Origin of the sequence: Streptomyces sp. ADI95-16 (assembly GCF_003721495.1) — a bacterium.
GTDB classification, from domain to species: Bacteria; Actinomycetota; Actinomycetes; order Streptomycetales; family Streptomycetaceae; genus Streptomyces; species Streptomyces goshikiensis.
Map to the genome: position 1 here is coordinate 6,009,710 of NZ_CP033581.1, position 26,400 is coordinate 6,036,109.

Genomic DNA, 26,400 nt, shown 5'->3' on the forward strand with positions numbered 1-26,400 from the left:
TCCAATTCTCGCGTGGCCCGCGATGATGCGGCAACGAGCAATTGGCGCCGCCGACCGGAATTCGCCGGTATGCCTCTCATATCCTTGCCCCGTCACCCCTCGGATGACGCATGCGGCTACGGCTGGAGCGCGAGTACCAGGGGAAACACCCCCTTCGCGCCTGCCCGCCGCAGCAGTCGGGCGGCCACCGCGAGGGTCCAGCCGCTCTCCGCGCGGTCGTCCACGAGGAGCACCGGACCCGCGGCCTCGGCGAGTGCCTCCGCGAGGGCCGGGGGTACGGTCAGGGCCTGGTGGAGGCCTCGTACCCGCTGGGCGCTGTTGGATGAGGGCAGGCCGAACTCCGGAGCCTGATCCGTGTAGGCGATGGTGCCGAGCAACGGCATCCGCCCGACCTCCGCGATCCGCGCGGCGAGCGAGCCCACCAGCTGCGGCCGGCCGCGGGAGGGCAGGGCGACCACACCGACTGGACGGGCGGGTGCGTCCGGGGCTCCGGAGGCCCAGCCGCCCGGACCGCGGGCCCAGTCGGCGAGGACGGCGACCACGGCCTGCGCGACGTCGTCCGGAATCGGTTGATCGGGCGCCTGCGGGGCGAGCATCGGGCGCAGCCGGTTGCCCCAGCCGATGTCGGACAGCCGGCCCAGCGCCCGGCCGGCCGAGGACTGTTCACCTGCCGGGATCCGCCCCTTGAGGTCCACGCCGACGGCGGCGAGCCCCGTCGGCCACATCTTGCGCGGCTCCAGCTCCACGCCGGGGCGGCCGAGTTCGCCGCGCGCGGTGTCCAGCGCGGTGCCGGAGACGGCCGCGGTGAACCGGGCGCCGGCGCAGTTGTCGCAGCGGCCGCAGGGTGCGGCCTCCTCGTCGTCGAGCTGGCGGCGCAGGAACTCCATCCGGCAGCCGGTCGAGGCCGCGTAGTCGCGCATCGCCTGCTGTTCGGCGGCCCGCTGCCGGGCCACCCAGGCGTAGCGCTCGGCGTCGTACACCCACGGCTCGCCCGTGGCGGTCCAGCCGCCCTTGACCCGGTGCACCGCGCCGTCCACGTCGAGGACCTTGAGCATGGTCTCCAGGCGGGTGCGCCGCAGGTCGACCAGGGGTTCCAGGGCGGGCAGCGACATCGGCCGGCCCGCGTCCGCCAGGACGTCGAGGGTCCGCCGCACCTGCTGCTCCGGGGGGAAGGCGACCGAGGCGAAGTACTGCCAGATCGCTTCGTCCTCCCGGCCCGGCAGCAGCAGTACCTCCGCGTGTTCCACGCCGCGGCCGGCGCGGCCCACCTGCTGGTAGTAGGCGATGGGGGAGGAGGGGGATCCCAGGTGCACCACGAAGCCGAGGTCGGGCTTGTCGAAGCCCATGCCCAGGGCCGAGGTGGCCACCAGCGCCTTCACCCGGTTCGCCTGGAGGTCGTTCTCGGCCTGCTCGCGGTCGGCGTTCTCGGTCTTCCCGGTGTACGAGGACACCGTGTGCCCGCGGTGGCGGAGGTAGGCGGTGACCTCCTCGGCGGCGGCCACGGTCAGCGTGTAGATGATGCCGGAGCCGGGGAGTTCGCCCAGGTGGTCGGCGAGCCAGGCGAGGCGGTGCGCCGCGTCGGGCAGCGGGAGGACCGCCAGGCTCAGGCTTTCCCGGTCCAGCGGGCCGCGCAGCACCAGCGCGTCCGTCCCGGCGCCGGTACCGAGCTGCTCGGCGACGTCGGCGGTCACCCGGGCGTTGGCCGTGGCGGTCGTCGCCAGCACCGGGACGCCCGGCGGGAGATCGGCCAGCATCGTGCGCAGCCGCCGGTAGTCGGGGCGGAAGTCGTGCCCCCAGTCGGAGATGCAGTGGGCCTCGTCCACCACGAGCAGGCCGGTGGCTGCGGAGAGCTTGGGCAGCACCTGGTCGCGGAAATCGGGGTTGTTCAGCCGCTCGGGACTCACGAGCAGGACATCGACCTCGCCGGCGGCGACCTCGGCCTGGATGCCCTCCCACTCCTCGGGGTTGGCGGAGTTGATGGTGCGGGCGTGGATGCCGGCGCGCGCCGCCGCCTCGACCTGGTTGCGCATCAGTGCGAGCAGCGGGGAGACGATCACCGTCGGGCCCGCGCCGCTCGCCCGCAGCAGCGAGGTGGCGACGAAGTACACGGCGGACTTGCCCCAGCCCGTGCGCTGGACGACCAGCGCGCGGCGCTTGTCCGCGACGAGGGCTTCGATCGCCCGCCACTGGTCCTCGCGCAGCCGAGCGGTGCCCGTCGGATCGCCCACCAGGCGGGCGAGTACGGAATCGGCTGAGGACCTCAGGTCTGCGTTCATGCCCCCATGCAACCTGATGGCTCCGACATCGCGCCAATGGCGCCCTGAACCTGTGGATATTGAAAATTGAACGAGTTATCCACAGGGGTTTCCGGAACGGATGACGCACGGGACCTTCGAGGCATGACGAACGACAACGAACCGCGCACCCCGTCCAGCCAGGCTCCCACCAGCCCCGCCGGATCCACCACCGGACCGCAGATCACCCTGCGCACCCCGGCCGAACTCGCCGACGCGCTGCCGTACATGCTCGGCTTCCACCCGACCGACTCCCTCGTCATGGTCGCCGTGCACGGCGAGGGCGGGCGCTTCGGCGGCCGGCTCCGCGTCGGCATCCCCACGACACCCGCCGAATGGGAGGACACCGCCCGCCAGGTCGCCGAGACCCTGGTCCGGGGCAGCGAACGGCGCGGCGGCAAGCCCGACGGCATCGTCGTCTTCCTCTGCCAGGACCCCCGGAAGGGCGAGAGCGGGCAGCGGGTGATGACCCGGCTGCGGCCGCTCGCCCAGCGGGTCCGGCTGGCCTGCGGCGCGCTGGACGTGCCCGTGCTGGAGGCCCTGTGCCTCTCCGACGGCCGCTACTGGTCCTACACCTGCCCCGAAGCGCACTGCTGCCCGGCCGAGGGGCATCCGCTCGTCGCGCCCGGCACCTCGGTCATGGCCGCCGCGGCCACCTTCGCAGGCCTCCAGGTCAGGGGCTCCCTCAATGAGATCGAGGGCCGCCTGACCCCGCTGGGCGGGGCACTGGCCAAGGAGCAGGAGCCGGCCCTGGACCGGGCGGCCGCCGCCCTCGTCCCGAAGATCCTCGACGGGGCGACCCGAGAGGAGGTCGGCGCCGAGACCATCACCCTCGCCCAGACCCTGATGCGCCGCCTGGCCCTCGCCCCGCCCCCGGAGGGCGGCCCCGGCACCGACGCGTGGGACGACGCGCTGCTCGGCCACGACGAGGCCGCGTCCGTGATCCTCGGCCTCCAGGACCGCGAGATCCGCGACATCGCCGCCGAGTGGATGGAGAACGAGGAGGCCGCTCCCGCCCTGCGCCTGTGGCGCGCCCTGGCCCGGCGCTGCGTCGGTGCCTACGGGGAGCACGCGGCGGCCCCGCTCACCCTCGCCGGCTGGGTCTGCTGGTCCACCGGGGACGAACCGACCGCCCGCATCGCCCTCGCGCTGGCCCTGCGCGCGGACGCCGACTACCGCTTCGCCCAGCTGCTCCACCACGCCTGCAACGAGGGCATCGACCCCGAGGGGCTGCGGGAGTGCCTGCGCGCGGAGCGGCGGCGCAGGGAGCCCCGCCGCAAGCGCCAGGCGGCCACCACCCGCCCGCCGGGGCGCCGGGAGCGGCCGGCGCGCCTGGCCCGCCCGATCCTGCGCGACAAGCGCCGCACTTCGGGGAGCGACCAGTGAACCGGGGCCGGGGGAGTCGCGCACACCTGTTCCGGACCGCCGCGCACCGGCTGCGGACCGCCGCGGGCTGCGCCGTACGGCGCAGGCATCACCCCCGACGCGCTCAGCCACCACCGCGGCCCGTGACCCGGGCGGGGTCAGGGGCGTTCAGCTGGGGGGTGGTGGGGGACCGGCCGTGCCGCCGCCCCGCGAAACCGACCGGAGCGCAGACAAGGCGACCTATGTCTCACCCCGTACCTCCCGCCCGCAGGCCCGAGCTGCCTCCCGTGCACGGCGCCGTCATCTGCGTCGCCGCGCCCGGCCTGGTCATCTCGCCCGAACACGGCCAGCTGACGGGGCAGGGGGTCGACGGGATCTACCGCGCCGGCCGCAGGCTGCTCAGCCGCTGCGTGCTGCGCGTCGGCGGCCGCGACCCGGTCGCCGTCCAGGGGCGCAGCCTCGGCGCCGACCGGGCCGGCTTCACCGCCACCGTCCGCACCGGCGCGGAGGCCGGGCCCGACCCGGACATCGGCGTGGAGCGGATCCGCCACGCGGACGGCACCGAGCGGATCACCCTGCGCAGCTTCGCGGCCCGCCCGCTACGCCTGCCCGTGGAGATCTCGCTCGGCACCGACCTCGCCGAACTGGCGGCGGTGGCCGCCGGTCAGGGCGGCCCCGAGCTGCCCGCCGGGGTGCACGCGGCCGGCCTGCGCTGGAGCACCGGAGAGGCCCAGGCCGTCACCGCCGCCGAACCCGCCCCGGACGACGCGCTGGCCTCGGCCGGACTGCTGCGCTGGCAGCTGGAGCTGGGCCCCGGCGAGTCCCGCACCATCGAGCTGCGGACCACGCAGGACCGCACCACGCGGGCCCCGGCCGGGCAGGTCATCAACCCGCTGGCCGACGCCCGGGCCGAGGGCGACGACCCGAGAGCCGAGGCCTGGTTCCGAACCAGTGTCGAAGACCTGCGCGCACTGCTGCTGAGGGACCCCGAGGAGCCCGGCGACGCCTTCGCGGCCGCCGGGGTGCCCTGGCGGCTCGGGCTCGCCCCGGCCGAATCCCTGTGGGCGGCCAGGATGGCGCTGCCGCTCGGCACCGGGCTGGCCGCCGCCACCCTGCGCACCCTGGCCCGGACCCAGGGCGCCGGGCCCGGCCCCGAGAGCGGGAAGATCCCCGGGCCGCTGCGCGGCGCGGCCCCGCAACTGCCGCCGGGGTGCACCGGGACGGAGGCCACCCTCGCATTCCCGGCCGTACTCGCCGAGGCCCGGCGCTGGGGGATGCCCGAAGCCGAGGTGGCCCGGCTGCTCCCGGCCGCGGAGCGGTGCCTGGAATGGCTGCGCGGCGCCCTCGGGGAGGACGGCTTCCTGGCCGACCCGGATCCGGGGCCGCGGCGCTGCGAGACCCAGGCCCACGCCCACCGCGCCGCGTTGCTCGGCGCCGACCTGCTCGCCGCCTGCGGGCGCCCCGGGGCCGGCGAGTGGCGGGAGTGGGCGGCAGCGCTGCGCGAGAGGTTCCGCGACCGGTTCTGGATCGACGGCCCGGACGGCGGCCGGCCCGCCGCCGCCCTGCATCCCGACGGGCGGCCCCTGCCCCGGCTGACCGGGGCAGCCGCGCACCTGCTCGACACCGGGCTGCTGGGCGGCGGCCGGCTCGCCCCGGGCCTGCTGGACCCGGTCCGCGCCGAACAGCTCGCCCGGCTGCTCGGCGCCCCGGCCATGGACTCGGGGTGGGGGCTGCGGAGCATGGCGACCCGCGAGCCCGGGCACAACCCCTTCGGCCACCGTTCGGGCGCGGTGCGGGCGTACGAGAGCGCCGTCGCCGTCGCGGGCCTCGCCCAGGCGGGCTTCGAGAAGGAGGCCGCCGGCCTGCTCCGGGGCCTGCTGGACGCGGCCGAGACCTTCGGCTACCGGCTCCCGGAGATGTACGCCGCCGAGCAGCGCACCGCGGGCAGCGCGCCCCTGCCGCATCCGGCGGCCTGCCGGCCCGCGGCGGTGGCCGCGGCCGCCGGGATCCACGCGCTGGCCGCCCTCGCCGGAATCCGCCCCGACGCCCCGGAGGGGACGGTGGCGCTGGCTCCGCTCACTGGCGCCCCCCTCGGCGCCATCCGGCTGTCCGGCCTGCGGGTATCCGGGGAACCCTTCGCCGTCAGGGTCAGCCGGCTCGGCCTCGGCATGGTGGAGGAGGCCGCCGATGTGCTGCAACTGTGCGGCCGCTGACAACCCTTCGAGGCGGCCGGGGTTCCTCGCCCGCGCCCGGAGGACAGCCGCCGGATTCCGGATCGTCGTCGCCGGGATCGGGAAAGCTCTGTTTATCGTCAGGCAGACGACTATGATCGCGGCATGTCGCCCTACGACCCGTCGGCCTTTCCGCCCTTCGCCGTCACCGTCGACCTGGTCGTGCTCACCGTGCGGCGCCACGCGCTCTGCGCGCTGGTCGTCCGCCGGGGTGAGCAGCCGTTCCAGGGACGCTGGGCGCTGCCCGGCGGTTTCGTCCGCGGTGACGAGGACCTGGCGGCCGCCGCGGCCCGCGAACTCTCCGAGGAAACCGGGCTGTGCGCCCACGACCCGGCCGACCCCGGCCTGGGCAACGGAGCGCATCTCGAACAGCTCGCCACCTACGGCGACCCGAAGCGGGACCCCCGGATGCGGGTGGTCAGCGTGGCGCACCTGGTGCTGGCTCCGGACCTGCCCGCGCCCCGGGCCGGCGGGGACGCCAACAGCGCGCGCTGGGCCCCCGTCGACGAACTGCTCCCGGTCGGTGACCCGGCGTCCGAAGGGCTCGCCTTCGACCACGCCACGATCCTCGCCGACGGGGTGGAGCGGGCCCGCTCGAAGATCGAGTACTCCTCGCTGGCCACCGCCTTCTGCCCGCCCGAGTTCACCGTCGGAGAGCTGCGCCGGGTGTACGAGGCCGTGTGGGGCGTGGCCCTCGACCCGCGCAACTTCCACCGCAAGGTCACCGGGACCCCCGGGTTCCTGGTCCCGGCCGGGGGGACGACGACCCGTCAGGGCGGGCGACCGGCCCAGCTGTTCCGGGCGGGCGGGGCCACCCTGCTCAACCCGCCGATGCTGCGCCCGGAAGTCTGACGCCCCGGCCAGCGGGAACAGGCCCTCGGCGCCGCCCCGGAGCGGCTCCGTAGAAAATCGGACATATCGCGTTATCTTGTTTGCGGTACTCACCCTGCCGCAGAGCGGTCTCACCCCCCGCGAGAGAAGCGATGCTCCAGGCCATCGGACTCACCAGCACACGCCGCTCCGACCTCCCGCCCCTCGTGGACGACCTCACCTTCGAGGCCCGCCCCGGGTGCGTGACCGCCCTGCTCGGCGAGCCGGGCTCGGGCAAGACCACCGCGCTGCGGCTCATGCTCGAACTCGAACCGGGCCGCGGCGTCACCTACTTCCGCGGCCGCCCGCTGCACCGGATCCCGCACCCGAGCCGTGAGGTCGGCGTCCTGCTCGGTGACGTCCCCGGCAACCCGTCCCGGACCGTACGCAACCAGCTGCGGATGCTCTGCGCCGCCTCCGGGGTGCCGGCCTCCCGGGCCGACACCCTGTTGGAAGTCGTCGGCATCGCGGGCCTGCGCGACCACCGCCTCGGGTCGCTCTCGCTCGGCATGGAACGCCGGGTCGCCCTCGCCGCCGCGCTGCTCGCCGACCCCTGCACCCTCCTCCTCGACGAGCCCACCGCCGGGATCTCCCCACGGGATGCCGGCTGGCTGCACGGACTGCTGCGCGGTCACGCCTCCCTCGGCGGCGCCGTCCTCTTCACCACCGCCGACGCGAAGGAAGCCGCCCGCAGCGCCGACCGGGTCGTCTCCATCGAGTCGGGCCGGCTCGTAGCCGACCAGGACGCCGCGGACTTCGCCCGCACCCGGCTGCGCCCGCGCGTCGCCGTGCGCACCCCGCACGCGGCCCGGCTCGCCGACGTACTGGGCCGTGAAGCCCGCGCCGCCCAGCGCGCGGTGGAGATCGTCGAAGAGAGCGGCAGCCGCCTGTCGGTGTACGGCAGCAACTGCGCCGAAGTGGGCGAAGCCGCCTTCCGCAACGGTGTGCTGGTCCATCAGCTCGCCGATGAGACGGGCGACTGTGGCGCGCCCGCCCCGCCGGTGCCGCAGGCGCGTACCGAGGCGGGAACCGCGGCCGCGCCCGCCACGGCGCCAGGCGAGACCCCCGCGGGCGGACCCCGGCACGCCCGTTCCGAACGGCCCGCCTCCACCGTCCGCCGGGTCGGCGGTCCGCTGCGCCCGCTGCGCTACGAACTGTGCCGGGTCTTCGGAACCGCCACCCCCGTCCTGACCGCGGCGCTGGTCGTCGCCGCCTCCGCGCTCACCGCCCTGGTCCTCGCCCGGACCGGCCACGCCCCGCAAGGCCGGCTGCTCGCGGCCTGGCCCGAGGTGTTGCCGCTGCCGCCCGCCGCCCTCGGCGCCGGACTGCTCGGCGCCCTGGCCTTCGGCGAGGAGTACCGTTACCCCGCGCTCGCCGCCGACCGCGGCACCGTCCCGCGCCGGATGGGCCTGCTCGCCTCCAAGCTGGGCGTCGCCGCCGTGCTCGCCCTGCTGCTGGGAGCGCTCGCGGTGGTCGCGGACGCCGCCGTCCTGAACCTCCTCTTCGGCGTCGGCGCGCTCGGCTCCCCGGCCGAGTGGGTTTCCCCGGCCGCCAGTTGGGCCGGGCTGCTCATCGGCTGCGCCTGGGCGGGGGTCCTGGCCTCCGGAGCCTTCCGCTCCGCGGCGGCGGGCCTGGCCGCGGTACTGGCCGTACCGGTGATGGTCGTTCCGCTGGTGGGCAAGGCGCTGCACGGGCCGTCCCCGTACGCCACCAGTGAACTCGTCGCCCGGCTCCGGGGCCTGACCCGGGCGCAGTGGCCCCCGGAGGCGGACCGGCTGGTGCTCGGGGCCCTGCGGGTGATGGCCCAACCCGTGGGGACGGCGCTGGTGTTGTCGCTGATGGTCCTGTTGTGCGCCTATGGGTTCACAGGACTGCGCAGCCGCGTCCGTTGGTAACGGACCGTTGGTGATCGTTCCGACACCGGAGAGAGTGGCAACGGGACCGTTGAAGTCCGCATCGCCTGGCACGGAACGTAACTCCCCGCAATTGGCCCGGTTCTTTACGATAAGTCGTCAATTGCGTAGGTGGCGGCGATCACCCTTTCGTGTGCTTTTCACCAAAGACCTCAAGGGTGATGGAGGTGAGGCCGACAAAGGATGCGTGAGTACCCTTGCGCACACCATGATGACCACCGCCCGCCATGCCGAGTCCGGCCTCGCCGGTCCGGGCGAACTCGACCGCTACCCCTACGCGGAGACCCCCGGGTCAGACCGCGTCGCGGCGCCCCACTGGGACGGAGGCGACGTCGAGTTGAGCCGGGTCGGGCGCCGCGCGGCAGGCAGCCGTGGCCGCGGACTGCACGGCCAACTCGTCCAGCAGCTCGGCCAGATGATCGTCTCCGGCGACCTCGGCGCGGACCGTCCGCTGGTCCCCGAGGAGATCGGGCAGCGGTTCGAGGTGTCCCGTACGGTCGTCCGCGAATCGCTGCGGGTCCTGGAGGCCAAGGGCCTCGTCAGCGCCCGGCCCAACGTCGGCACCCGGGTCCGTCCGGTCGCCGACTGGAACCTGCTCGACCCCGACATCATCGAGTGGCGGGCCTTCGGCCCCCAGCGCGACGACCAGCGCCGCGAGCTCAACGAGCTCCGCTGGACCATCGAGCCGCTCGCCGCCCGCCTGGCCGCAGGCCACGGCCGCCCGGACATCCAGCAGCGCCTCGCCGACATGGTCGAGATCATGGGCCACGCCCTCGGCCAGGGCGACTCGATCACCTTCGCGCGCGCGGACAACGAGTTCCACGCGCTGCTCATCCAGGTCGCCGGGAACCGCATGCTGGAGCACCTCTCCGGCATCGTCTCCTCCGCCCTCCAGGTCTCGGGCAGCCCCGTCACCGCGTGTGACCGCCCCAGCGAGACCGGCGTCGCGCACCACGCGCGGATGGTCGAGGCCCTCGCCGCCGGTGACGCGCTGGGAGCCGAGAACGCCATGCGCCAGCTCCTGACGGTGCACCCGGAGGTCGAGCGCGTGGTCCCCGCCCCGCGCGAGCACTGATCGGCCAAGGCGCGGGCGCATGGAGCGGCACCAGCTGTCGCCGGGCCCCGGGTACCCCCGGACCGAATGCTGCGGGGGTCGCCGCCCGGCAGCGGCCGGGCGGGCCCCGGCGGGCCCCGGCGACACGACGGGCGCGCGGTACGGGGCCGCCTCGTGGGCGCTCCGTACGGGGTCGCGGCCGGAGCCCGGAAAGCCGCCCAGAACACATGTATGACCGTATGACCGGCATGAGCGCAAACGGGGTGTGATTCGGGCCACGAAGATTGGGCGTAACGCTCCGCGACGTCACGCGATGACTTAGGTGGTGATGGCCGACGGAGGGAAGACAGCAGCCCTTGGGGGTGCTGTGCAGCTCCCCGGCCCCTGCCCGCGCCCCCGGCCCATCCCCAGTCGGTGTCGTCGGCTCCGGTCCAGCACCATGCCGGGGTCGGAAGCCGTTTCCATCGTTCCGAGAGGTTGTTCGTGTCGGCCAGCACATCCCGTACGCTCCCGCCGGAGATCGCCGATTCCGAGTCTGTGATGGCGCTCATCGAGCGGGGCAAGGCCGAGGGGCAGATCGCCGGCGATGACGTGCGTCGGGCCTTCGAGGCTGACCAGATTCCTGCGACCCAGTGGAAGAATGTTCTGCGCAGCCTCAACCAGATCCTGGAGGAAGAGGGTGTGACGCTGATGGTCAGTGCCGCGGAGTCGCCCAAGCGCGCCCCCCGCAAGAGCGTCGCAGCGAAGAGCCCGGCCAAGCGGACGGCCACGAAGACCGTGGCGGCGAAGACGGCGGCGCCGCCCGCCCCGGCCGCCGCTGCCCCGGAGGCCGACCCGGCGGAACCGGACACGGCGGCCGCCCCGGCGGAAGAGCCCGGAACCGAAGCGCCCGCCAAGAAGACGGCCGCGAAGAAGACGACGGCCAAGAAGACCGCCGCGAAGAAGACCACCGCCAAGAAGACGGCGGCGAAGAAGACCGCGGCCAAGAAGGACGCCGACGAGGCCGGCGACGAGGAATCCGCCGAGGACGCGCCCGGCGCGGCCAAGGCCGAGGGCGAAGAGGAAGAAGAGGGCGGGGAGAGCAAGGGCTTCGTCATCTCCGACGACGAGGACGACGCCCCCGCCCAGCAGGTCGCCGTCGCCGGCGCCACGGCCGACCCGGTCAAGGACTACCTCAAGCAGATCGGCAAGGTGCCGCTCCTCAACGCCGAGCAGGAGGTCGAGCTCGCCAAGCGCATCGAGGCGGGCCTGTTCGCCGAGGACAAGCTGGCGAACTCCGACAAGCTCGCTCCCAAGCTCAAGCGCGAGCTGGAGATCATCGCCGAGGACGGCCGCCGCGCCAAGAACCACCTGCTGGAGGCCAACCTCCGCCTCGTGGTCTCCCTCGCCAAGCGCTACACCGGCCGCGGCATGCTCTTCCTGGACCTGATCCAGGAGGGCAACCTGGGTCTGATCCGCGCGGTCGAGAAGTTCGACTACACCAAGGGCTACAAGTTCTCCACCTACGCCACGTGGTGGATCCGCCAGGCGATCACCCGCGCCATGGCCGACCAGGCCCGCACCATCCGCATCCCGGTGCACATGGTCGAGGTCATCAACAAGCTCGCCCGCGTGCAGCGCCAGATGCTCCAGGACCTGGGCCGCGAGCCCACCCCGGAGGAGCTGGCCAAGGAACTCGACATGACCCCCGAGAAGGTCATCGAGGTCCAGAAGTACGGCCGCGAGCCGATCTCCCTGCACACCCCGCTCGGCGAGGACGGCGACAGCGAGTTCGGTGACCTGATCGAGGACTCCGAGGCGGTCGTCCCGGCCGACGCGGTCTCCTTCACCCTCCTCCAGGAACAGCTGCACTCGGTGCTCGACACCCTCAGCGAGCGCGAGGCGGGCGTGGTCTCGATGCGCTTCGGGCTCACCGACGGCCAGCCCAAGACCCTGGACGAGATCGGCAAGGTCTACGGCGTCACGCGCGAGCGCATCCGCCAGATCGAGTCCAAGACGATGTCGAAGCTGCGCCACCCGTCCCGCTCGCAGGTGCTGCGCGACTACCTCGACTGAGCACCTCCCGGCCCGAGGGCCGTACGCCGGTGGCCGTGCGCGGGTGCGCCCGGCCACCGGGCATCCCACTCTGGGTGGAGTCACACACACTCGGAGTCAGGAGCCCACATGCGTCTTCCCTTTGCCCGTGCTCTGGCGGGCGCGCTGACCCTGGTGGCAGGTGCGGCCGCCGCACCGCTCTCCCCGGCGCCGAGGGCCGCCGCCGACAGCGTCGTCATAGGCGGGAAGCCGGTCAAGGTCGCCGACACCCCGTGGGTCGTCGCGCTCGCCAGCCGTGACCGGTTCGGAGGTACGCGGGGCGGCCAGTTCTGCGGGGGCGTCATCGTCGCCCCGACCAAGGTGGTCACCGCCGCCCACTGCCTCGGGAACCAGGTGCTCGGCGGCCCCGTCGAATCCCTCCCCGACTTCCGGGTGATCACCGGGCGTACGGAGCTGCGCGCGAGCGAGGGCCGGGAGATCGCGGTGCGCGGGGCCCGGGTGAACCCGGCGTACGACCCCGCGACCAACGCGGGGGACCTGGCCGTGCTGGTACTGGAGGAGGCCGTTCCGGCGGACCACGTCATCCCTCTCGCCGGGGCCGGGCATCCCGGCTACGAGGTCGGGACGGAAGCGGCCGTGTACGGCTGGGGCGACACGAGCGGGTTCGGCGACTACGCGTACGGGCTGCGCGCCGCCGGGGTGACGGTGCTGGAGGACGAGGTCTGCGAGGCCGCCTACCCGGGGGACCGTGACGGGCGGTACCAGGCCGACTCCATGGTGTGCGCGGGAGGCCGTGACGGCGGCAAGGACGCCTGCCAGGGGGACAGCGGGGGCCCGCTGGTGGCCCGGGGCCGGCTCATCGGGCTGGTGTCCTGGGGGCGCGGCTGCGGGCGCGCGGACAGTCCCGGGGTCTACACGAGGATCGCCCCGCTGGCCGACTTCGTGAGCGCCGCTGAGACGGGCTCGCAGCGGAAGCCCGACCAGGACACCCTCCGGGGCGCCTCCGGGGCTTCTGGGGGCACCGCACGGCCCGCCACGAGGTCGTGAGGGGCGGCGGCCGGACCCTCGAACGGTCTCGAACATGAGGACGGGCGGCACCCCTGGGTCTCAGGGGTGCCGCCCGTCGACCGGCCTGGCCGGTCCTGGCTCGTCGGATGCGAGGTGCAGGCCTTGTGTCAGCGGTCCTCGGTGTCGGCGTTTACAGCCGGAGCGGACGTAAGCCGCTCGGTCTCATCCTGTATTTCCGCGGCGATCTTCTTGAGTTCCGGCTCGAACTTGCGTCCGTGGTGGGCGCAGAAGAGCAGTTCACCGCCGCTCAGCAGGACGACGCGCAGATATGCCTGGGCGCCGCAACGGTCGCATCGGTCAGCGGCCGTCAGCGGGGTCGCGGGTGTCAGAACAGTAGTCACGTCGCCTCTTCTCTAGCTCGACGAGCTGTCGTACCAGGGTCAACATCCAACCAGGCCGAAAACGTTCCCGCTCTCGGCTTTTCCTCGAAACTTCCTTCCGAAGCTGGCCGGCTGTTGCCGGTTGGCGGCGAAGGAGCCGTATTGCGTTGCTTTACGGTTTCGCGTTGTCAGTCGTTCGCTTGTAGCAGTTCCGTCCTCCCCGGCGTGAGTGCCGGGTTGTTCATGAGGACGTGCCCGAACCCTAAATGGTTCATGCGCGGAAGGGAACGTGATGTTTGCTTCACCCGGGCGGGGGATCGAACACGCGTGCGGACCTGCACTAGGCTGACGAAGGGCGAGGGTGGCGTTGCATCGGCTCTACCAGGCCTCGGTACCCTCTGACAGGGCCCCAGCCACCCCTGCGCCCGACCGGGCCAGAAAAGAAATTCAGCGAGGAGCGAACTGCGTGACCGCCGACACGTCCGTGCCTTCCAGCGCACTCCTGACCGGAGCAGACCGGGACGGCTCCAACTACACCGCGCGGCACCTCCTCGTCCTCGAAGGCCTAGAGGCCGTCCGCAAGCGCCCCGGCATGTATATCGGCTCCACCGACAGCCGTGGCCTGATGCACTGCCTCTGGGAGATCATCGACAATTCCGTCGACGAGGCCCTGGGTGGCTACTGCGACCACATCGAGGTGATCCTTCACGAGGACTCCTCCGTGGAGGTCCGCGACAACGGTCGCGGCATCCCCGTCGACGTGGAGCCCAAGACCGGCCTGTCCGGCGTCGAGGTCGTCATGACCAAGCTGCACGCCGGCGGCAAGTTCGGAGGCGGCTCCTACGCCGCCTCCGGCGGCCTGCACGGCGTCGGAGCCTCCGTGGTCAACGCCCTCTCCGCCCGCCTCGACGTCGAGGTCGACCGCAACAGCTCGACGCACGCCATCAGCTTCCGCCGCGGCGTCCCGGGCATGTTCACCGAGCAGGGCCCCGACAGCCCGTTCGACCCCGCCAACGGCCTGCGCAAGGTCAAGCGGGTCGCCAAGGGCAAAACCGGAACCCGGGTCCGCTACTGGGCCGACCGCCAGATCTTCCTCAAGGACGCCCGGCTCTCGCTGGAGCACCTCTACCAGCGCGCCCGCCAGACCGCCTTCCTGGTGCCCGGCCTGACCCTCGTCGTCCGCGACGAGCGCGGCATCGACGGCGCCGGCAAGACCGAGGAGACGTTCCGCTTCGACGGGGGCATCAGCGAGTTCTGCGAGTACCTCGCCCAGGACAAGGGCGTCTGCGACGTGCTGCGCCTGACCGGCGCGGGCACCTTCAAGGAGACCGTCCCGGTCCTCGACGACCGCGGCCACATGACCCCCACCGAGGTCACCCGCGAGCTCGGCGTGGACATCGCCCTGCGCTGGGGCACGGGCTACGAGACCAACGTCAAGTCGTTCGTGAACATCATCGCCACCCCCAAGGGCGGCACCCACGTCTCCGGCTTCGAGCGCTCGGTCGCCAAGACCGTGAACGAGGTGCTGCGCTCCGCCAAGCTGCTGCGCGTGGCCGAGGACGACGTGGTCAAGGACGACGCGATGGAGGGCATGACCGCCGTCGTCACCGTCCGCCTCGCCGAGCCGCAGTTCGAGGGCCAGACCAAGGAGGTGCTCGGCACCTCGGCGGCCACCCGGATCGTCGCCGCCGTCGTCGCCAAGGAGCTCAAGGCCTTCCTGACCTCCACCAAGCGGGACGACAAGCAGCAGGCCCGCTCCGTGATGGAGAAGATCGTCGCGGCCGCCCGGACCCGTATCGCCGCCCGCCAGCACAAGGAGGCGCAGCGCCGCAAGACCGCGCTGGAGTCCTCCTCGCTGCCCGCGAAGCTGGCCGACTGCCGCAGCGACGACGTGGACCGCAGCGAGCTCTTCATCGTCGAGGGCGACTCCGCCCTCGGTACCGCGAAGCTCGCCCGGAACTCGGAATTCCAGGCCCTCCTGCCGATCCGCGGCAAGATCCTGAACGTTCAGAAGTCGTCGGTCTCCGACATGCTCAAGAACGCCGAGTGCGGAGCGATCATCCAGGTCATAGGAGCCGGCTCGGGCCGGACCTTCGACATCGACGCGGCCCGGTACGGCAAGATCGTCCTGCTCGTCGACGCCGACGTCGACGGCGCGCACATCCGCTGCCTGCTGCTCACGCTCTTCCAGCGCTACATGCGCCCGATGGTCGAGGCGGGCCGGGTCTTCGCGGCCGTGCCGCCGCTGCACCGGATCGAGCTGGTCCAGCCCAAGAAGGGCCAGGACAAGTACGTCTACACGTACTCGGACAACGAACTGCGGCAGACCCTGCTGGAGTTCCAGCGCAAGAACGTCCGGTACAAGGACTCGATCCAGCGCTACAAGGGCCTCGGAGAGATGGACGCCGACCAGCTGGCGGAGACCACCATGGACCCGCGGTTCCGCACCCTGCGGCGGATCAACATCGGCGACCTGGACTCGGCCGAGCAGGTCTTCGACCTGCTGATGGGCAACGAGGTGGCGCCCCGCAAGGAGTTCATCACCGGCTCCGCGGCGACCCTCGACCGCTCGCGCATCGACGCCTGATCCGAGCGCGCCCGGCCCCCGGCACACCGGCGCTCTTCACTCCATCACCTGATGGAGTGAAGAGCGCCGGTACACCAGTCCGGAAAGGGAGCATTGCGCACATCCTTGTCCCACGCGGCCAATGCGGCGGCGGACAAGGAGAGTTCGGTGGACAAGCACGAAGGGCGCGATGCCGGAACGATCCGGCTGGACGACCCCTGGTACGACGCGCTCGCCGTCGGATGGGGCGAGGGCGAGGGCGAGGGCCAGGGCGAGGCCGCGGCGCCGCCGCACCCGGCCGCCGGCGGCCGCCGCGCGCCCGGCGCGTCCGACATCTACCTCGAAGTGCAGCGCAGCGCCGCCTTCCAGGAGGTCCGCAGCCGATACCGCAGGTTCGTCGTCCCCGCGACCGCCGGCTTCTTCCTCTGGTACGTCGCCTACGTGATCGCCGCGACCGCGGCGCCCGGGGTGATGGCCCGGCCCGTGGTCGGGGCCGTCAACGTCGCCCTGCTGGCGGGACTCGGGCAGTTCCTCAGCACCTTCCTGCTGACCTGGGCCTACGCGCGGCACGCGCGGCTCCGCCGGGACCGGGCGGCGCTGGACCTGCGCTGGACGGTCTTCGAGCAGGAGCGCGGCCAGGAGCGCTCCCGTAGCCGGGAGGCCGGCCGGTGACCACCGAGCACCAGACCCTCGCGCTGATCCTGTTCAGCCTCTTCATCGCGGTCACCCTGGGCATCACCACCTGGGTCAGCCGCAACCGGCACGGCTCGGCGGAGGAGTTCTACGCCGGCGGGCGGCTGTTCTCCCCTCTGGAGAACGGTTTCGCCATCGCCGGCGACTACATGTCCGCCGCCTCCTTCCTCGGGATTTCCGGGCTGATCGCGCTGTTCGGCTACGACGGCCTGCTGTACTCGGTCGGGTTCCTCGTCGCCTGGCTGGTCGTCCTGTTCCTGGTGGCCGAACTGGTCCGCAACTGCGGGCGGTTCACCCTGGCCGACGTGGTCGCCGCGCGGATGAGCGAGCGGCCGGTGCGGATCGCGGCCGGGATCTCCTCCGTCACCGTCTCGGTGCTGTACCTCGTCGCGCAGATGGTCGGCGCGGGCAGCCTGGTCGGCCTGCTGCTCGGGGACTCGGGCACGGCGGCGCGGACGCTGACGGTGGTCGGGGTCGGCGCGCTGATGGTGGTGTACGTGTCCTTCGGCGGGATGCGGGCCACGACCTGGATCCAGATCGTGAAGGCCGTACTGCTGATGGGCGGGGCGATCACCCTGACCGTGCTGGTGCTGCTGCGCTTCCACGGGAACTTCGACCAGCTGCTGACGAGCGCCGCCGAGCGCAGCGGACACGGGGCCCGCTTCCTGAGCCCGGGGCTCAAGTACGGCGGGGACTGGACCGCCCGCTTCGACTTCATGAGCCTCGGACTCGCGCTGGTGCTGGGCACCGCCGGACTGCCGCACATCCTGTCGCGGTTCTACACGGTGCCGACCGCGCGGGCGGCCCGCCGGTCGGTGGTGTGGGCGATCGGGCTGATCGGCGCCTTCTATCTGATGACCATCGTGCTCGGATTCGGGGCCGCGGCGCTGGTGGGACCGGACGAGGTCCGCGCCTCCAACGCCTCGGGGAACACGGCGGTTCCGCTGCTCGCCGCGTTCCTCGGCGGAGGCGCCGGCTCCACCGGGGGCGCGGTGCTGTTCGCCTTCGTGGCGGCCATCGCCTTCGCCACGATCCTGGCGGTGGTCGCGGGGATCACCCTGGCCTCTTCGGCCTCGGTCGCGCACGACTTGTACGCCTCGCTGAAGCGCCGGCACGCCCGTCAGCGCAGCGAGGTCGCGGTGGCCCGGGCCTCGGCCGTCGGCATCGGGGCGGCGGCGATCGCGCTGGGACTGCTCGCCCAGGACCTGAACGTGGCGTTCCTGGTGGGGCTGGCCTTCGCGGTGGCGGCCTCGGCGAACCTGCCGGTGCTGATGTACTCGCTGTTCTGGCGGAACTTCACCACGCGGGGCGCCGTCTGGTCGGTGTACGGGGGGCTGGTGCCGGCCGTGCTGCTGGTGGTGCTGTCGCCGGTGGTCTCCGGCAGCCCGGAGTCCCTCTTCCCGGGCGTGGACTTCCAGTACTTCCCGTTGCAGAACCCGGGGATCGTCTCGATCCCGCTGGGGTTCCTGGCGGGCTGGCTGGGGACGGTGACCTCCGCCGAGGAGGCGGACGAGCGCAGGCACGCGGAGACGGAGGTCCGGGCGCTGACGGGGGCCGGGGCCGTGTGAGAGGTCAGGTTCCGTCGGGCCGATCGCTTCCGTTCGGTCGATCGCTCCCGTTCGGCGGGCGGTCCGACGGGCGCCAGGCGTAGCGGTGTTCCGGGCGGCCCGTCTCCCCGTATCGGAGGGCGAGGGTGACGCGGCCCGTGCGGTCGAGGAGCTTGAGGTAGCGCTGGGCGGTCTGGCGGCTGATGCCGGCGAGGTCGGCGATCTGCTGGGTGGAGAGCGGACCGTCGGCACTCCGCAGCACCTGGCGGACCAGCTCGGCCGTGGTGGGGGAGTGGCCCTTGGGGAGGGCGTTGGGGGTGCCGGCCGAGGCGAGGGTGCCGAAGATCCGGTCCACCTCGGCCTGTTCGGCCTCGCCGCCGGTCTCCAGACTGCGGCGGAGCGATCCGTACGCCTCCAGGCGGGAACTCAGGGCGCCGAACGTGAAGGGTTTGACCAGGTACTGGAGCGCGCCGAGGCGCATCGCGGCCTGGACGGTGGCCAGGTCGCGGGCGGCGGTGACCATGATCACATCGGTCAGGTCGCCGCCCCGGCGCAGGTGGCGGACCAGGTCCAGGCCGTTCTCGTCGGGGAGGTAGTGGTCGAGGAGGATCAGGTCCACCGGGTGGGCGGAGAGCAGCTCCAGGGCCTCGGCCGCCGAATGGGCCCGGGCCGCAACCTCGAATCCGGGAACCTTCTCCACGTACGCCGCGTTGATCCGGGCAACCCGCACGTCGTCATCGACGACCAATACGGCGAACACCCGGCTCGGGACCGCGTTCATCGCAGGGCCTCCGGGAGTACGACGGAGAACTCCGCCCCTCCGTCCGCTGCTTCCCCGGCCCAGGCGCTGCCGCCCTGCCGCTGCGCGAGCCGGCGTACGAGCGCGAGACCGAGCCCGCGCTCGCGATGACCGCTGGGCTCCTTGGTCGACCAGCCCTCGGTGAAGATCTCCTCGCGCCGCGCGGCCGGCACGCCGGGGCCGCTGTCGCGGACGCGGAGGACCGCGGTCCGGCCCTCCGCGTGGAGGTCGACCACGACCAGGGGCGCCGCCGAGCCGGCCGCCGCGTCCAGGGCGTTGTCGACCAGGTTCCCGACGATGGTGACGAGCCCGCCGGGGTCGATCAGACGGTCGGGCAGGAGCGTGGAATCGGCGAGGCGGAGCGGGACCCCGCGCTCGGCGGCGACCGTGGTCTTGCCCACGAGGAGGGCGGCCAGCAGCGGGTCGTGGACCTTCTCGGTGACCTGCTCGGCGGTGCTGCGGTGCACCCCGACGACCTCGGTGACGAACTCCGCCGCCTCCTCGTGCAGGCCCAGCTCCAGCAGGCCGAGGACGGTGTGGAGGCGGTTGGCGTGCTCGTGGTCCTGGGCGCGCAGGGCGTCGATCAGGCCCCGTGTGGAGTCGAGCTCACGGCTCAGGTGCTCCAGTTCGGTGCGGTCGCGCAGGGTGGCGACGGCGCCGCCGTCCCGCGTGGGCATCCGGTTCGCGACCAGGACCCGCCGGCCCCGCACGGTGAGCAGGTCCCGGCCGGCGACCCGGCCGGCCAGGACGTCGGTGGTCCGGCCCGCGCCCAGTACGTCGTCCAGCGGGCGCCCGGCGACGGCGGAGTCGGGAGCGAGGCCCAGCAGCCGGGCGGCCTCGTCGTTGACGAGCCGGATCCGGCCGCCGGGGTCGAGGGCGATCACCCCTTCGCGGATGGAGTGCAGCATGGCCTCGCGCTCCGCGAGCAGGCCGGCGATATCGGAGAAGGCCAGGTCGCGGGTCTGCCGCTGGATCCGGCGGGACAGCAGGTAGGCGGCGAACGCGCCCGCCGCCAGGGCGCCGCCGGCGTAGGCGAGCAGGCCGGGGATGGCGCCGAGCAGCCGGTCGCGGACGCTGTCGTAGGCGATGCCGACCGAGACGGCGCCGACGATCTCCCCGTCCGCGGCGACCAGGGGCACCTTGCCGCGGGCGGAGCGGCCGAGGGTGCCCTCGTCGATCTCCATGACCTCGCGGCCGGCCAGGGCGTCGCCGGGGTCGGTGGAGACGGGCAGTCCGATCAGGTCGGGGCTGGGGTGGGAATGGCGGATCCCGTTCAGGTCCATGACGACCACGTACTCGGCGCCGGTGGCCCGGCGGATCCGCTCGGCCGAGGACTGCACGGGGCTGTCCGCGGCCGCCGGTCCTCCGGCCGGAGGGTCGGCCGTCAGCAGGCCGGCGGCCAGCGACGGGTCGGCGGCGGCGCTCTGCGCGATGGCCAGGGCGCGCCGCATCGCCTGGTCGTCGAGCTGTGCGCTGAGCGGGGCCAGGAACAGCCCGGTGGCCAGCACGGCGACCCCGGCGGCGATGGCCAGCTGGGTCAGCAGGATCTGGGAGACGGCCCGTCTGGGCAGCCCGAGGCGCCGAGCGCTCAAGAGGGGGAACCGCATGACAGACAACCGTAGGTCGGCTCAGGCACGAGCGGTATTCCTCCGGGGTCACGGATCAGACTGCGGAGGATGTGATTCCGGGCCCGGTGGGGGTGGCCGACGCGCGCTCGCGCAGGAGCAGGAGCGCCGTGAACGCCACGACCGCGGCGGTCGCGCCGTGGACCCCGTACGCCGTGGCGGCGGGTCCGCCCGAGCCGAGGACGATGACCATGTCACCCAGCGGTACGAAGGTGAGCGCCGCCAGGGCCCAGCCCAGTGCCCGCCGCTGCCCGGTGAGCAGCAGCGCCAGGATGACCAGGCCGCTCGCCGCGTCGCGCACCCCCTTGACGGCGAGGAAGGCCGTGCCGTCCTGCCGGGGCCAGGTCGGAACGCCGAACTGCGAGGCGCTGGCCTGCGGTGCGATCAGGTAGCTGAGGCCGATGTAGAGGATGAACGCGGCGCCGAGGGCGGCCAGGGCGGTGGCGAGGTGCTTGACGGTCGTGGTGGTCATGGCGGTCTCCTGCTGGTTTCCGGGGCGGGGGGCGGGCTGGGGCCGGGTGCGGTCAGCGGCCGGTGCGGCGGACGGCGCGCACCCTGCGGGCGTACGCGGGACGGCCGACGGCGTACCAGATCAGGCGGGCCGGGAGCGGCAGGCCGCGGAGCATCGACCTGCGCTCGGCCCGGTCGGCCTCTTCCAGGGCCATGCCGAGGAAGAACAGCACCTTCGGCTTGGGCGCGCTCGCCGCGAAGCGCTCACCCATCGCGGCCCACTCCTGAGCGGTCAGGTGCCGGCCGGCCAGCGGAAGAAGTGACTCCTCCTCCTCGTCGAGGTGCTCGACCAGGACGGCGCGGTGTTCGGCCAGTACGGCGGCGAGGCGGTCGCGGTCGGCCTCGGCGGCGGTGGCCTCCCAGGCGGGCAGGGCGGCATCGGCTGCCGCGAGGGTGGCCGCCACCCGCTCGTGCTGCTCCTCCATCCGCAGGACGATGTCGGCTTCCAGGTCGACGCGGGCCAGCAGCGCCGGCCAGAGGTGCTCGTCCTCTCCCGTGTGGTGGTTGTGGAGGCCGAGGCGGTAGGTGCGCAAGTGCTCCGCCAGGACCTTGGCCCGTGCGGTGTCCCCGGGTGCCGTGACGGTGACCAGGTCGATCAGCAGGCCGGCCTCGCGGCGGATGCCGCGGTGGATGACGACCATCTGATGGGTGTCGGGCCGGGTGCCGGTCTGCGTCTGCGGCGTCTTCTTCGTCTTCATGAGAAGAGACTCGCCCTCGGCTCATGGAAGGCTCTTGGAGCTCGCTTGGAGGGTCACCGGGGCGCCATGTGGTCGGATTCCGGCCGGAGTTGATCGATCCCGTCTACGTTGTACAACGTCATGGTCTACATACGCGTACTCGGTTCCTTCGCCGCCGAGCGGGACGGCGAGACGGTCCCGCTCGGCGGCCACCGCCAGCGCTCCGTCCTGGCCCTGCTGGTGTCCGCGCGGGGCCGGGTCGTCTCCGTCGACCGGATGATCGAGGAGCTCTGGCAGGGCGCCGCGCCCGCCCGGGCCGTGGCCTCGCTCCAGGCTTACGTGTCCAACCTGCGCCGGCTCCTCGAACCCGGCCGGGCCCCCCGCGCGGCGGCGCGGCTGCTGGTGAGCGCGCCGCCCGGGTACGCGCTGCGGCTGCCCGAGGACGCGGTCGACGCGTGGCGCTTCGAGCGGCTCCTCGGGGAGGCCCGGGAACTGCTCGACCGCGCACCGGACCGCGCCCGCCGGCTGCTCCGGGAGGCGCTGGCGCTCTGGCAGGGGCCGGCCTACGCGGAGACCGCCGACGAACCGTGGAGCCACGCGGAGATCACCCGGCTGGACGAGCTGCGGCTGGCCGCGCGGGAACTGGACCTCGCCGCCGGGCTGAGGGTCGGCGACACCGCCGGGGTCGTCGCGCGGGCCGCGCTGCTGACCCGCGACGAACCCCTGCGGGAGGAGGGCTGGCGGCTGCACGCGCTCGCGCTGTGGGCCGCCGGCCGGCAGGCCGACGCGCTCTCGGCGCTCCGCCGGGCGCGGGCCGTGCTGGCCGAGGAGGCGGGGCTGGACCCCGGCGCCGCCCTGGTCGGGCTGGAGCGGGCGATCCTGGCGCAGGACGACCGGGCGCTGCGCCGGGCGACGGCCGCACCGGGGCCCGCCGCGGAGCCGGCCGCCGCGGTACCCGCGCCGCCCCGGGCGCAGCCGCCCGACGGGGCACCCGGGGCCGCGCCCGCCCTGTTCGTCGGCCGCGAGGCCGAACTGGCGCTGCTGGCCGGGGCCGCGGACCGGGCGCGCGCCGCCGGGCCGGGGATCGCCCTGGTCAGCGGAGAGGCGGGGCTCGGCAAGTCGGCCCTGCTGAACCGGTTCCGCGACCGGCTCCGCAACGAAGGCTGGCTCGTCGCAGTCGGCCGCAACGCCGACGCCGAGGGCGCCCCGCCCGCCTGGGCCTGGGCCGAGGCACTGCGCACCGACGCCGCCGCCGTCCCGCCCGGCCCCGGGGCGGCCACCGCCGTGGCCCCGCTGCTCTCCGACACCGACGAGCCCTCCCGCGCGGCCGGGGACACCGCCGCCGGACGGTTCCGGATGCACCGCGCGGTCTGGCAGTGGCTCGCGGCGGCGGCCCGGGAGCGGCCCGTCTGCGTCGTGCTGGACGACCTGCACTGGGCCGACGGCGAAACGCTCGCCCTGCTGGCCGGGGCCGGGGAGCCGCCGCCCGGGACCCCGCTGCTGGTCGTCGGCGCGTTCCGGCCCAACGAGGTGCCCGGCCGGCTCGCCGACACCCTCGCCCTGCTGGCCCGCCGCTCGCCGACCCGGGTGGCGCTGCCCGGCCTGCCCGAGGCGGCCGTCGCCGAGGTGGTGCGGGCGCTAGGCGGCCCGGAGGCGGACCCCGCGACGGTGGCGGCGCTCGCCGAACGGACCGGGGGCAACCCCTTCTACGTCCGCGAGAGCGCCCGGCTGCTGGGCAGCGAGGGGGCCCTCGTCGCCCTGTCCGACGTGCCCGAGGGAGTGCGGGACGTGCTGCGCCGCCGGCTCGGCAGACTCCCCGACGCGGTGGTCTCCGTACTGCGGCTGGCCGCCGTCGCGGGGCGGGAGTGCGGTGTCGAGGTCCTGGTCGGGGCCGCGGACGCGGGCGAGGACGCCGTGCTGGACGCGCTGGAGGCGGGTCTGGTCGCCGGGCTGCTCGTCGAACCCGGTCCGGGGCGGGTGCGGTTCGCGCACGCGCTGGTCCGGGACACGCTGCTGGCCGACCTGAGCCGGCTGCGCGCCGCCAGGATGCACGGGCGGATCGGGCAGAGCCTGGAGCGGCTCGCTCCGGACGACGTCTCGGGGCTCGCCCACCACTTCGTACGCGCGGCCTCCTCGGTGACCGCGGCGAAGGCCGTGGACTACTGCGTACGGGCCGCCGACCTCGCCGACCGGCGGTTCGCCCACGACACGGCCGCCGCGCTGCTCGTGGAGGCGGTGGCCTGCTTCGAGCGCACCCCCGTCGTTCCGGGAGCAGCGGGCGACCGCGACGGCGAACGGGTCGAGCTGCTGGGCCGTCTGGTACGGGCCCAGGTGCGCGCGGGAGCGGTCATGGCGGCCCGCGAGACGCGGGGCGAGGCCATCGAGTGCGCGGTCGGCACGGGCCGGGAATCCTTGCTGATCAGCGCGTTCACCGCATGGACCGAGCCGAGCCCCTGGCAGACCCGGCCGTACGGGACGGTCGACCGGCCGGTCGTGGCGCTGCTCGAACGCCTGCTGGAGCGGCCCGGTCTCGAACCGGCCGTACGGTGCCGGCTGCTCGGGGCGTACGCGGCCGAACTCTCCGATGCCCGGATCCCGCGCGTACGGGCCGCCGCGCGGGAGGCGGTCGCGCTCGCGGAGGGCCTCGGGGATCCCGCGCTGCGGGCGGCGGCCCTCGTCACGCTGGTCCGGGAGCTGGACCCCGATCTGGAAGGGCCGGAACGGGCCGGGCTGGGGCGGGAACTGGAACGGCTGGGCGCGGCGCACGAGCTGCCGGCGCACCGTTGGTTCGGGCTGTTCACCCGCGCGACGGCCGCTGCGGCGACGGGGGACGCGGCCGGTGCGCGCCGGCTGCTGGGGGAGGCGGCGGAGTTCTCCCGGAGCTACCGGATGCCGGAGGCGTCGGCGGTCTCCGACTGCGTGACGGCGACCCTGGCCCATGCCGAGGGCCGGCCGGCGGAGGCGGAGCGGCTGTACGCGCGGGCGGCCGAGGCGATGGCCCGGCAGGGATCCCCGCACGCCCAGGGGTACCTGTCGGTCGCGGTCGCGACCCTTCGGGCGAGCGAGGGGCAGCTGGCGCGGACGCTGCCCTCCGCCCGGCAGGCGTACGCGCGGTACGGCCCGGCGGTGGGCGACCTGCTCGCGGTGGCGCTGGCCGCGGCCGGGGAAGCGGAGGAGGCCCGCGCGGTCCTGGAGCGGTGCGGACCGCTGCGGCCGGACTACTTCTTCCGGGTCTTCGGGACCTTCCGCGCGATGACCCTGGTGGCGCTCGGCGAGCGGCGGGGCGCGCCGGAGCTGTACGCGGACCTGCTGCCCTACCGCGACGCCCCGCCGCCCGCCGCCGGGTTCACCCTGGCGACCCGGCCGGTCGCGCACACCCTCGGCGAGCTGGCGGAGCTCCTCGGCCGGGAGGCCGAAGCCGCCGCCCACTTCGCGGCGGCCGCCCGCATCACCACCCGGTGGCGCGACCCGGCGTAGGGGGTGCCCGGCGGCCGTCGCTACGGCATCGGCTGTGGGGGGCGCGGGCCCCGGTACTGGCCGACCGGGCGCATCCGGAGCGGGGGCTCCTGGTACTCCTCCAGGGCATGGGCGATCCAGCCCGCCGTACGGGCCACCGCGAACACCGTCTCGCCGGCCTCCGCCGGCATGCCGCAGGACACCGTCAGCACCGCCAGCGCCAGGTCCACGTTGGCGTGCAGCCCGGGCCGGCGGGCGGCGGTGGTGGCCACCACCTCCCGGGCCGCGGCCAGGGCCGGGGCAGCCTGCGGGAGGGTCTCCAGGCGTGCGAACAGCGCCCGGGCCCTCGGGTCCTCGCCCGCGTACAGCCGGTGGCCGAGCCCCGGGACCCGCCGCCCCGCCCGCAGATGGTCCGCGACCACCGGCGCGGCGCCGCCCCGCTCCAGCGCCTCCGCCAGCATCCGGTGCGCGAGCCGCCCGGCCGCGCCGTGCAACGGGCCTTCGAGCGCGCCGAGTCCGGCAGACACCGCCGCGTACGGATGGGCGTGGGCGGACGCGGCCACCCGTACGGCCAGGGTCGAGGCGGCCAGGTCGTGGTCGATGAGCAGGGCGAGGGCCAGGTCCAGCGCGGCCAGCGCGTCCGGGTCGGGCTCGCGCGCCGTCAGCCGGGTCCACAGCCGCCGGGCCAGCCGGCCGTCCCCGCGCCAGCCGGGCGGGCCCACCTCCGGCAGGGCGTCGACCAGGACCGGGATCAGGCAGCGGGCGGAGCCCAGGACAGCCTCGGCGGACAGGTCGAAGCGCAGTGGATCCGCCACGGCCGCGGCGGCGGTGGCCACGCGCAGCCGGTCGAGGGGTCCGCTGTGCTCGGGCAGGGCGGCCACGGCCCGGCGGGCCGCCGCCAGTGGTTCCGGGGGAGCGGTGAAGCGGACCCCGCGCGGCAGCGTGCCCGTCCAGAGCCACTCGGCGACTTCCTCGTACGGGTGCCGCCAGGCCAGCTCGACGGCGTCCACTCCCCGGAAGTAGTACCGGTCGGGCTCGATGAGCGTGAGGGAGGTCCGCACCGCGAGTTCCCCGGCGGAGCCGGTCGGGGCCGCGGCCTCGCGCCGGTTGCGGCGGGCCAGCGATTCCACCTCGGCGGCGTCGAAGCTGCTGCCCCGGCCGACGGGGTCGCGGCGGCTGGTGAGCTGGCCACGGCTGACGTACGCGTACACGGTCGCCGGCTTCACGCCGAGCAGCTCCGCCGCCTGCCGGGTGCTGATCCTGCTCCCGGAGCCCGCCTGGTCGCCCGCCCTGTCGTTCATGACGCACATCCTACGCATGTTGATGTGAATGTTGATTCGATCAATATTGACAAGTATTGAGTCAAGCATGGATGGTC

The 26,400-nt window shown here is 74.0% G+C and carries 18 protein-coding genes; 11 read left to right on the forward strand and 7 right to left on the reverse strand.

Translation table 11 applies throughout. The annotated features are described in order from the left end of the window. Window positions 1-116: 116 nt before the first annotated feature. The gene (locus tag EES41_RS26975; RefSeq protein ID WP_123080664.1) at window positions 117-2,276 is read right to left on the reverse strand and encodes a RecQ family ATP-dependent DNA helicase; all 2,160 of its coding nucleotides are present in this window, start codon (window positions 2,274-2,276) and stop codon (window positions 117-119) included. Between the two features lie 123 nt (window positions 2,277-2,399). Here EES41_RS26975 and EES41_RS26980 point away from each other — a divergent pair, with 123 nt between their 5' ends. The 7 genes from EES41_RS26980 (at window position 2,400) to EES41_RS27010 (ending at window position 12,808) form a co-directional block, all read left to right on the forward strand. After that, complete coding sequence (locus tag EES41_RS26980; protein WP_123080665.1) at window positions 2,400-3,680, forward strand: DUF4192 domain-containing protein; 1,281 nt, start codon at window positions 2,400-2,402, stop codon at window positions 3,678-3,680. 221 nt (window positions 3,681-3,901) lie between these two features. Continuing rightward, window positions 3,902-5,872 carry a glycogen debranching N-terminal domain-containing protein gene (locus tag EES41_RS26985; protein ID WP_123080666.1) on the forward strand — a complete coding sequence of 657 codons (1,971 nt, stop codon included), beginning with the start codon at window positions 3,902-3,904 and terminating at the stop codon, window positions 5,870-5,872. A gap of 123 nt (window positions 5,873-5,995) precedes the next feature. Further along, the gene (locus tag EES41_RS26990; protein ID WP_123080667.1) at window positions 5,996-6,742 is read left to right on the forward strand and encodes an NUDIX domain-containing protein; all 747 of its coding nucleotides are present in this window, start codon (window positions 5,996-5,998) and stop codon (window positions 6,740-6,742) included. Window positions 6,743-6,873: 131 nt separating this feature from the next. Continuing rightward, window positions 6,874-8,655: an ATP-binding cassette domain-containing protein gene (locus EES41_RS26995; protein ID WP_123080668.1), complete on the forward strand. Its 1,782-nt coding sequence runs from the start codon at window positions 6,874-6,876 to the stop codon at window positions 8,653-8,655. Window positions 8,656-8,806: 151 nt separating this feature from the next. Then, window positions 8,807-9,748: a FadR/GntR family transcriptional regulator gene (locus tag EES41_RS27000; protein ID WP_302186168.1), complete on the forward strand. Its 942-nt coding sequence runs from the start codon at window positions 8,807-8,809 to the stop codon at window positions 9,746-9,748. A 462-nt stretch (window positions 9,749-10,210) separates the two neighbouring features. After that, window positions 10,211-11,782, forward strand: a complete 1,572-nt coding sequence (locus EES41_RS27005) for an RNA polymerase sigma factor (protein ID WP_268254021.1) — start codon at window positions 10,211-10,213, stop codon at window positions 11,780-11,782. Between the two features lie 108 nt (window positions 11,783-11,890). Next, the gene (locus tag EES41_RS27010) at window positions 11,891-12,808 is read left to right on the forward strand and encodes a serine protease (protein WP_123080671.1); all 918 of its coding nucleotides are present in this window, start codon (window positions 11,891-11,893) and stop codon (window positions 12,806-12,808) included. A gap of 128 nt (window positions 12,809-12,936) precedes the next feature. Here EES41_RS27010 and EES41_RS27015 read toward each other — a convergent pair whose 3' ends face one another. Further along, entirely contained in the window at window positions 12,937-13,170 is a 234-nt protein-coding gene (locus tag EES41_RS27015; protein WP_008743800.1) for a hypothetical protein, read from the reverse strand. A 445-nt stretch (window positions 13,171-13,615) separates the two neighbouring features. Here EES41_RS27015 and EES41_RS27020 point away from each other — a divergent pair, with 445 nt between their 5' ends. The 3 genes from EES41_RS27020 (at window position 13,616) to EES41_RS27030 (ending at window position 17,976) form a co-directional block, all read left to right on the forward strand. Continuing rightward, window positions 13,616-15,736, forward strand: a complete 2,121-nt coding sequence (locus EES41_RS27020; RefSeq protein ID WP_008743799.1) for a type IIA DNA topoisomerase subunit B — start codon at window positions 13,616-13,618, stop codon at window positions 15,734-15,736. 147 nt (window positions 15,737-15,883) lie between these two features. Then, window positions 15,884-16,387, forward strand: coding sequence for a DUF485 domain-containing protein (locus EES41_RS27025; RefSeq protein ID WP_123080672.1), 504 nt, complete (start codon window positions 15,884-15,886; stop codon window positions 16,385-16,387). Further along, window positions 16,384-17,976, forward strand: a complete 1,593-nt coding sequence (locus EES41_RS27030) for a cation acetate symporter (protein WP_123080673.1) — start codon at window positions 16,384-16,386, stop codon at window positions 17,974-17,976. The genes EES41_RS27025 and EES41_RS27030 overlap by 4 nt, the downstream gene beginning before the upstream one ends. A 4-nt stretch (window positions 17,977-17,980) precedes the next feature. On the opposite strand, the gene EES41_RS27035 is transcribed toward EES41_RS27030, so the two are convergent. Genes EES41_RS27035 through EES41_RS27050 form a run of 4 tightly spaced genes read right to left on the reverse strand, consistent with a single transcriptional unit; the run spans window position 17,981 to window position 21,587 of the window. Beyond that, window positions 17,981-18,715 carry a response regulator gene (locus EES41_RS27035; protein ID WP_254211794.1) on the reverse strand — a complete coding sequence of 245 codons (735 nt, stop codon included), beginning with the start codon at window positions 18,713-18,715 and terminating at the stop codon, window positions 17,981-17,983. A 17-nt stretch (window positions 18,716-18,732) separates the two neighbouring features. Continuing rightward, window positions 18,733-20,361, reverse strand: a complete 1,629-nt coding sequence (locus EES41_RS27040; protein WP_123080675.1) for a sensor histidine kinase — start codon at window positions 20,359-20,361, stop codon at window positions 18,733-18,735. A gap of 55 nt (window positions 20,362-20,416) precedes the next feature. Next, the gene (locus EES41_RS27045; RefSeq protein ID WP_123080676.1) at window positions 20,417-20,851 is read right to left on the reverse strand and encodes a DUF4267 domain-containing protein; all 435 of its coding nucleotides are present in this window, start codon (window positions 20,849-20,851) and stop codon (window positions 20,417-20,419) included. A gap of 52 nt (window positions 20,852-20,903) precedes the next feature. Beyond that, a complete protein-coding gene (locus EES41_RS27050; protein WP_123080677.1) occupies window positions 20,904-21,587 on the reverse strand; it encodes a hemerythrin domain-containing protein in 684 nt (227 codons plus the stop codon). 120 nt (window positions 21,588-21,707) lie between these two features. On the opposite strand from EES41_RS27050, the gene EES41_RS27055 reads away from it, so the two are divergent. Beyond that, a complete protein-coding gene (locus EES41_RS27055) occupies window positions 21,708-25,043 on the forward strand; it encodes a BTAD domain-containing putative transcriptional regulator (RefSeq protein ID WP_123080678.1) in 3,336 nt (1,111 codons plus the stop codon). A gap of 20 nt (window positions 25,044-25,063) precedes the next feature. Here EES41_RS27055 and EES41_RS27060 read toward each other — a convergent pair whose 3' ends face one another. Beyond that, window positions 25,064-26,323: a citrate synthase gene (locus EES41_RS27060; protein ID WP_123080679.1), complete on the reverse strand. Its 1,260-nt coding sequence runs from the start codon at window positions 26,321-26,323 to the stop codon at window positions 25,064-25,066. Window positions 26,324-26,400: the final 77 nt, after the last annotated feature.

Excerpts from the sequence above, each read along its gene's own strand:
- EES41_RS27045 (WP_123080676.1), bottom strand. The coding sequence starts at position 20,851 with ATGACCACCACGACCGTCAAGCACCTCGCCACCGCCCTGGCCGCCCTC.
- EES41_RS27060 (WP_123080679.1), bottom strand. The coding sequence starts at position 26,323 with ATGAACGACAGGGCGGGCGACCAGGCGGGCTCCGGGAGCAGGATCAGC.
- EES41_RS26985 (WP_123080666.1), top strand. The coding sequence starts at position 3,902 with ATGTCTCACCCCGTACCTCCCGCCCGCAGGCCCGAGCTGCCTCCCGTG.
- EES41_RS27050 (WP_123080677.1), bottom strand. The coding sequence starts at position 21,587 with ATGAAGACGAAGAAGACGCCGCAGACGCAGACCGGCACCCGGCCCGAC.
- EES41_RS27010 (WP_123080671.1), top strand. The coding sequence starts at position 11,891 with ATGCGTCTTCCCTTTGCCCGTGCTCTGGCGGGCGCGCTGACCCTGGTG.
- EES41_RS26980 (WP_123080665.1), top strand. The coding sequence starts at position 2,400 with ATGACGAACGACAACGAACCGCGCACCCCGTCCAGCCAGGCTCCCACC.
- EES41_RS26995 (WP_123080668.1), top strand. The coding sequence starts at position 6,874 with ATGCTCCAGGCCATCGGACTCACCAGCACACGCCGCTCCGACCTCCCG.
- EES41_RS27055 (WP_123080678.1), top strand. The coding sequence starts at position 21,708 with ATGGTCTACATACGCGTACTCGGTTCCTTCGCCGCCGAGCGGGACGGC.
- EES41_RS26975 (WP_123080664.1), bottom strand. The coding sequence starts at position 2,276 with ATGAACGCAGACCTGAGGTCCTCAGCCGATTCCGTACTCGCCCGCCTG.
- EES41_RS26990 (WP_123080667.1), top strand. The coding sequence starts at position 5,996 with ATGTCGCCCTACGACCCGTCGGCCTTTCCGCCCTTCGCCGTCACCGTC.
- EES41_RS27040 (WP_123080675.1), bottom strand. The coding sequence starts at position 20,361 with ATGCGGTTCCCCCTCTTGAGCGCTCGGCGCCTCGGGCTGCCCAGACGG.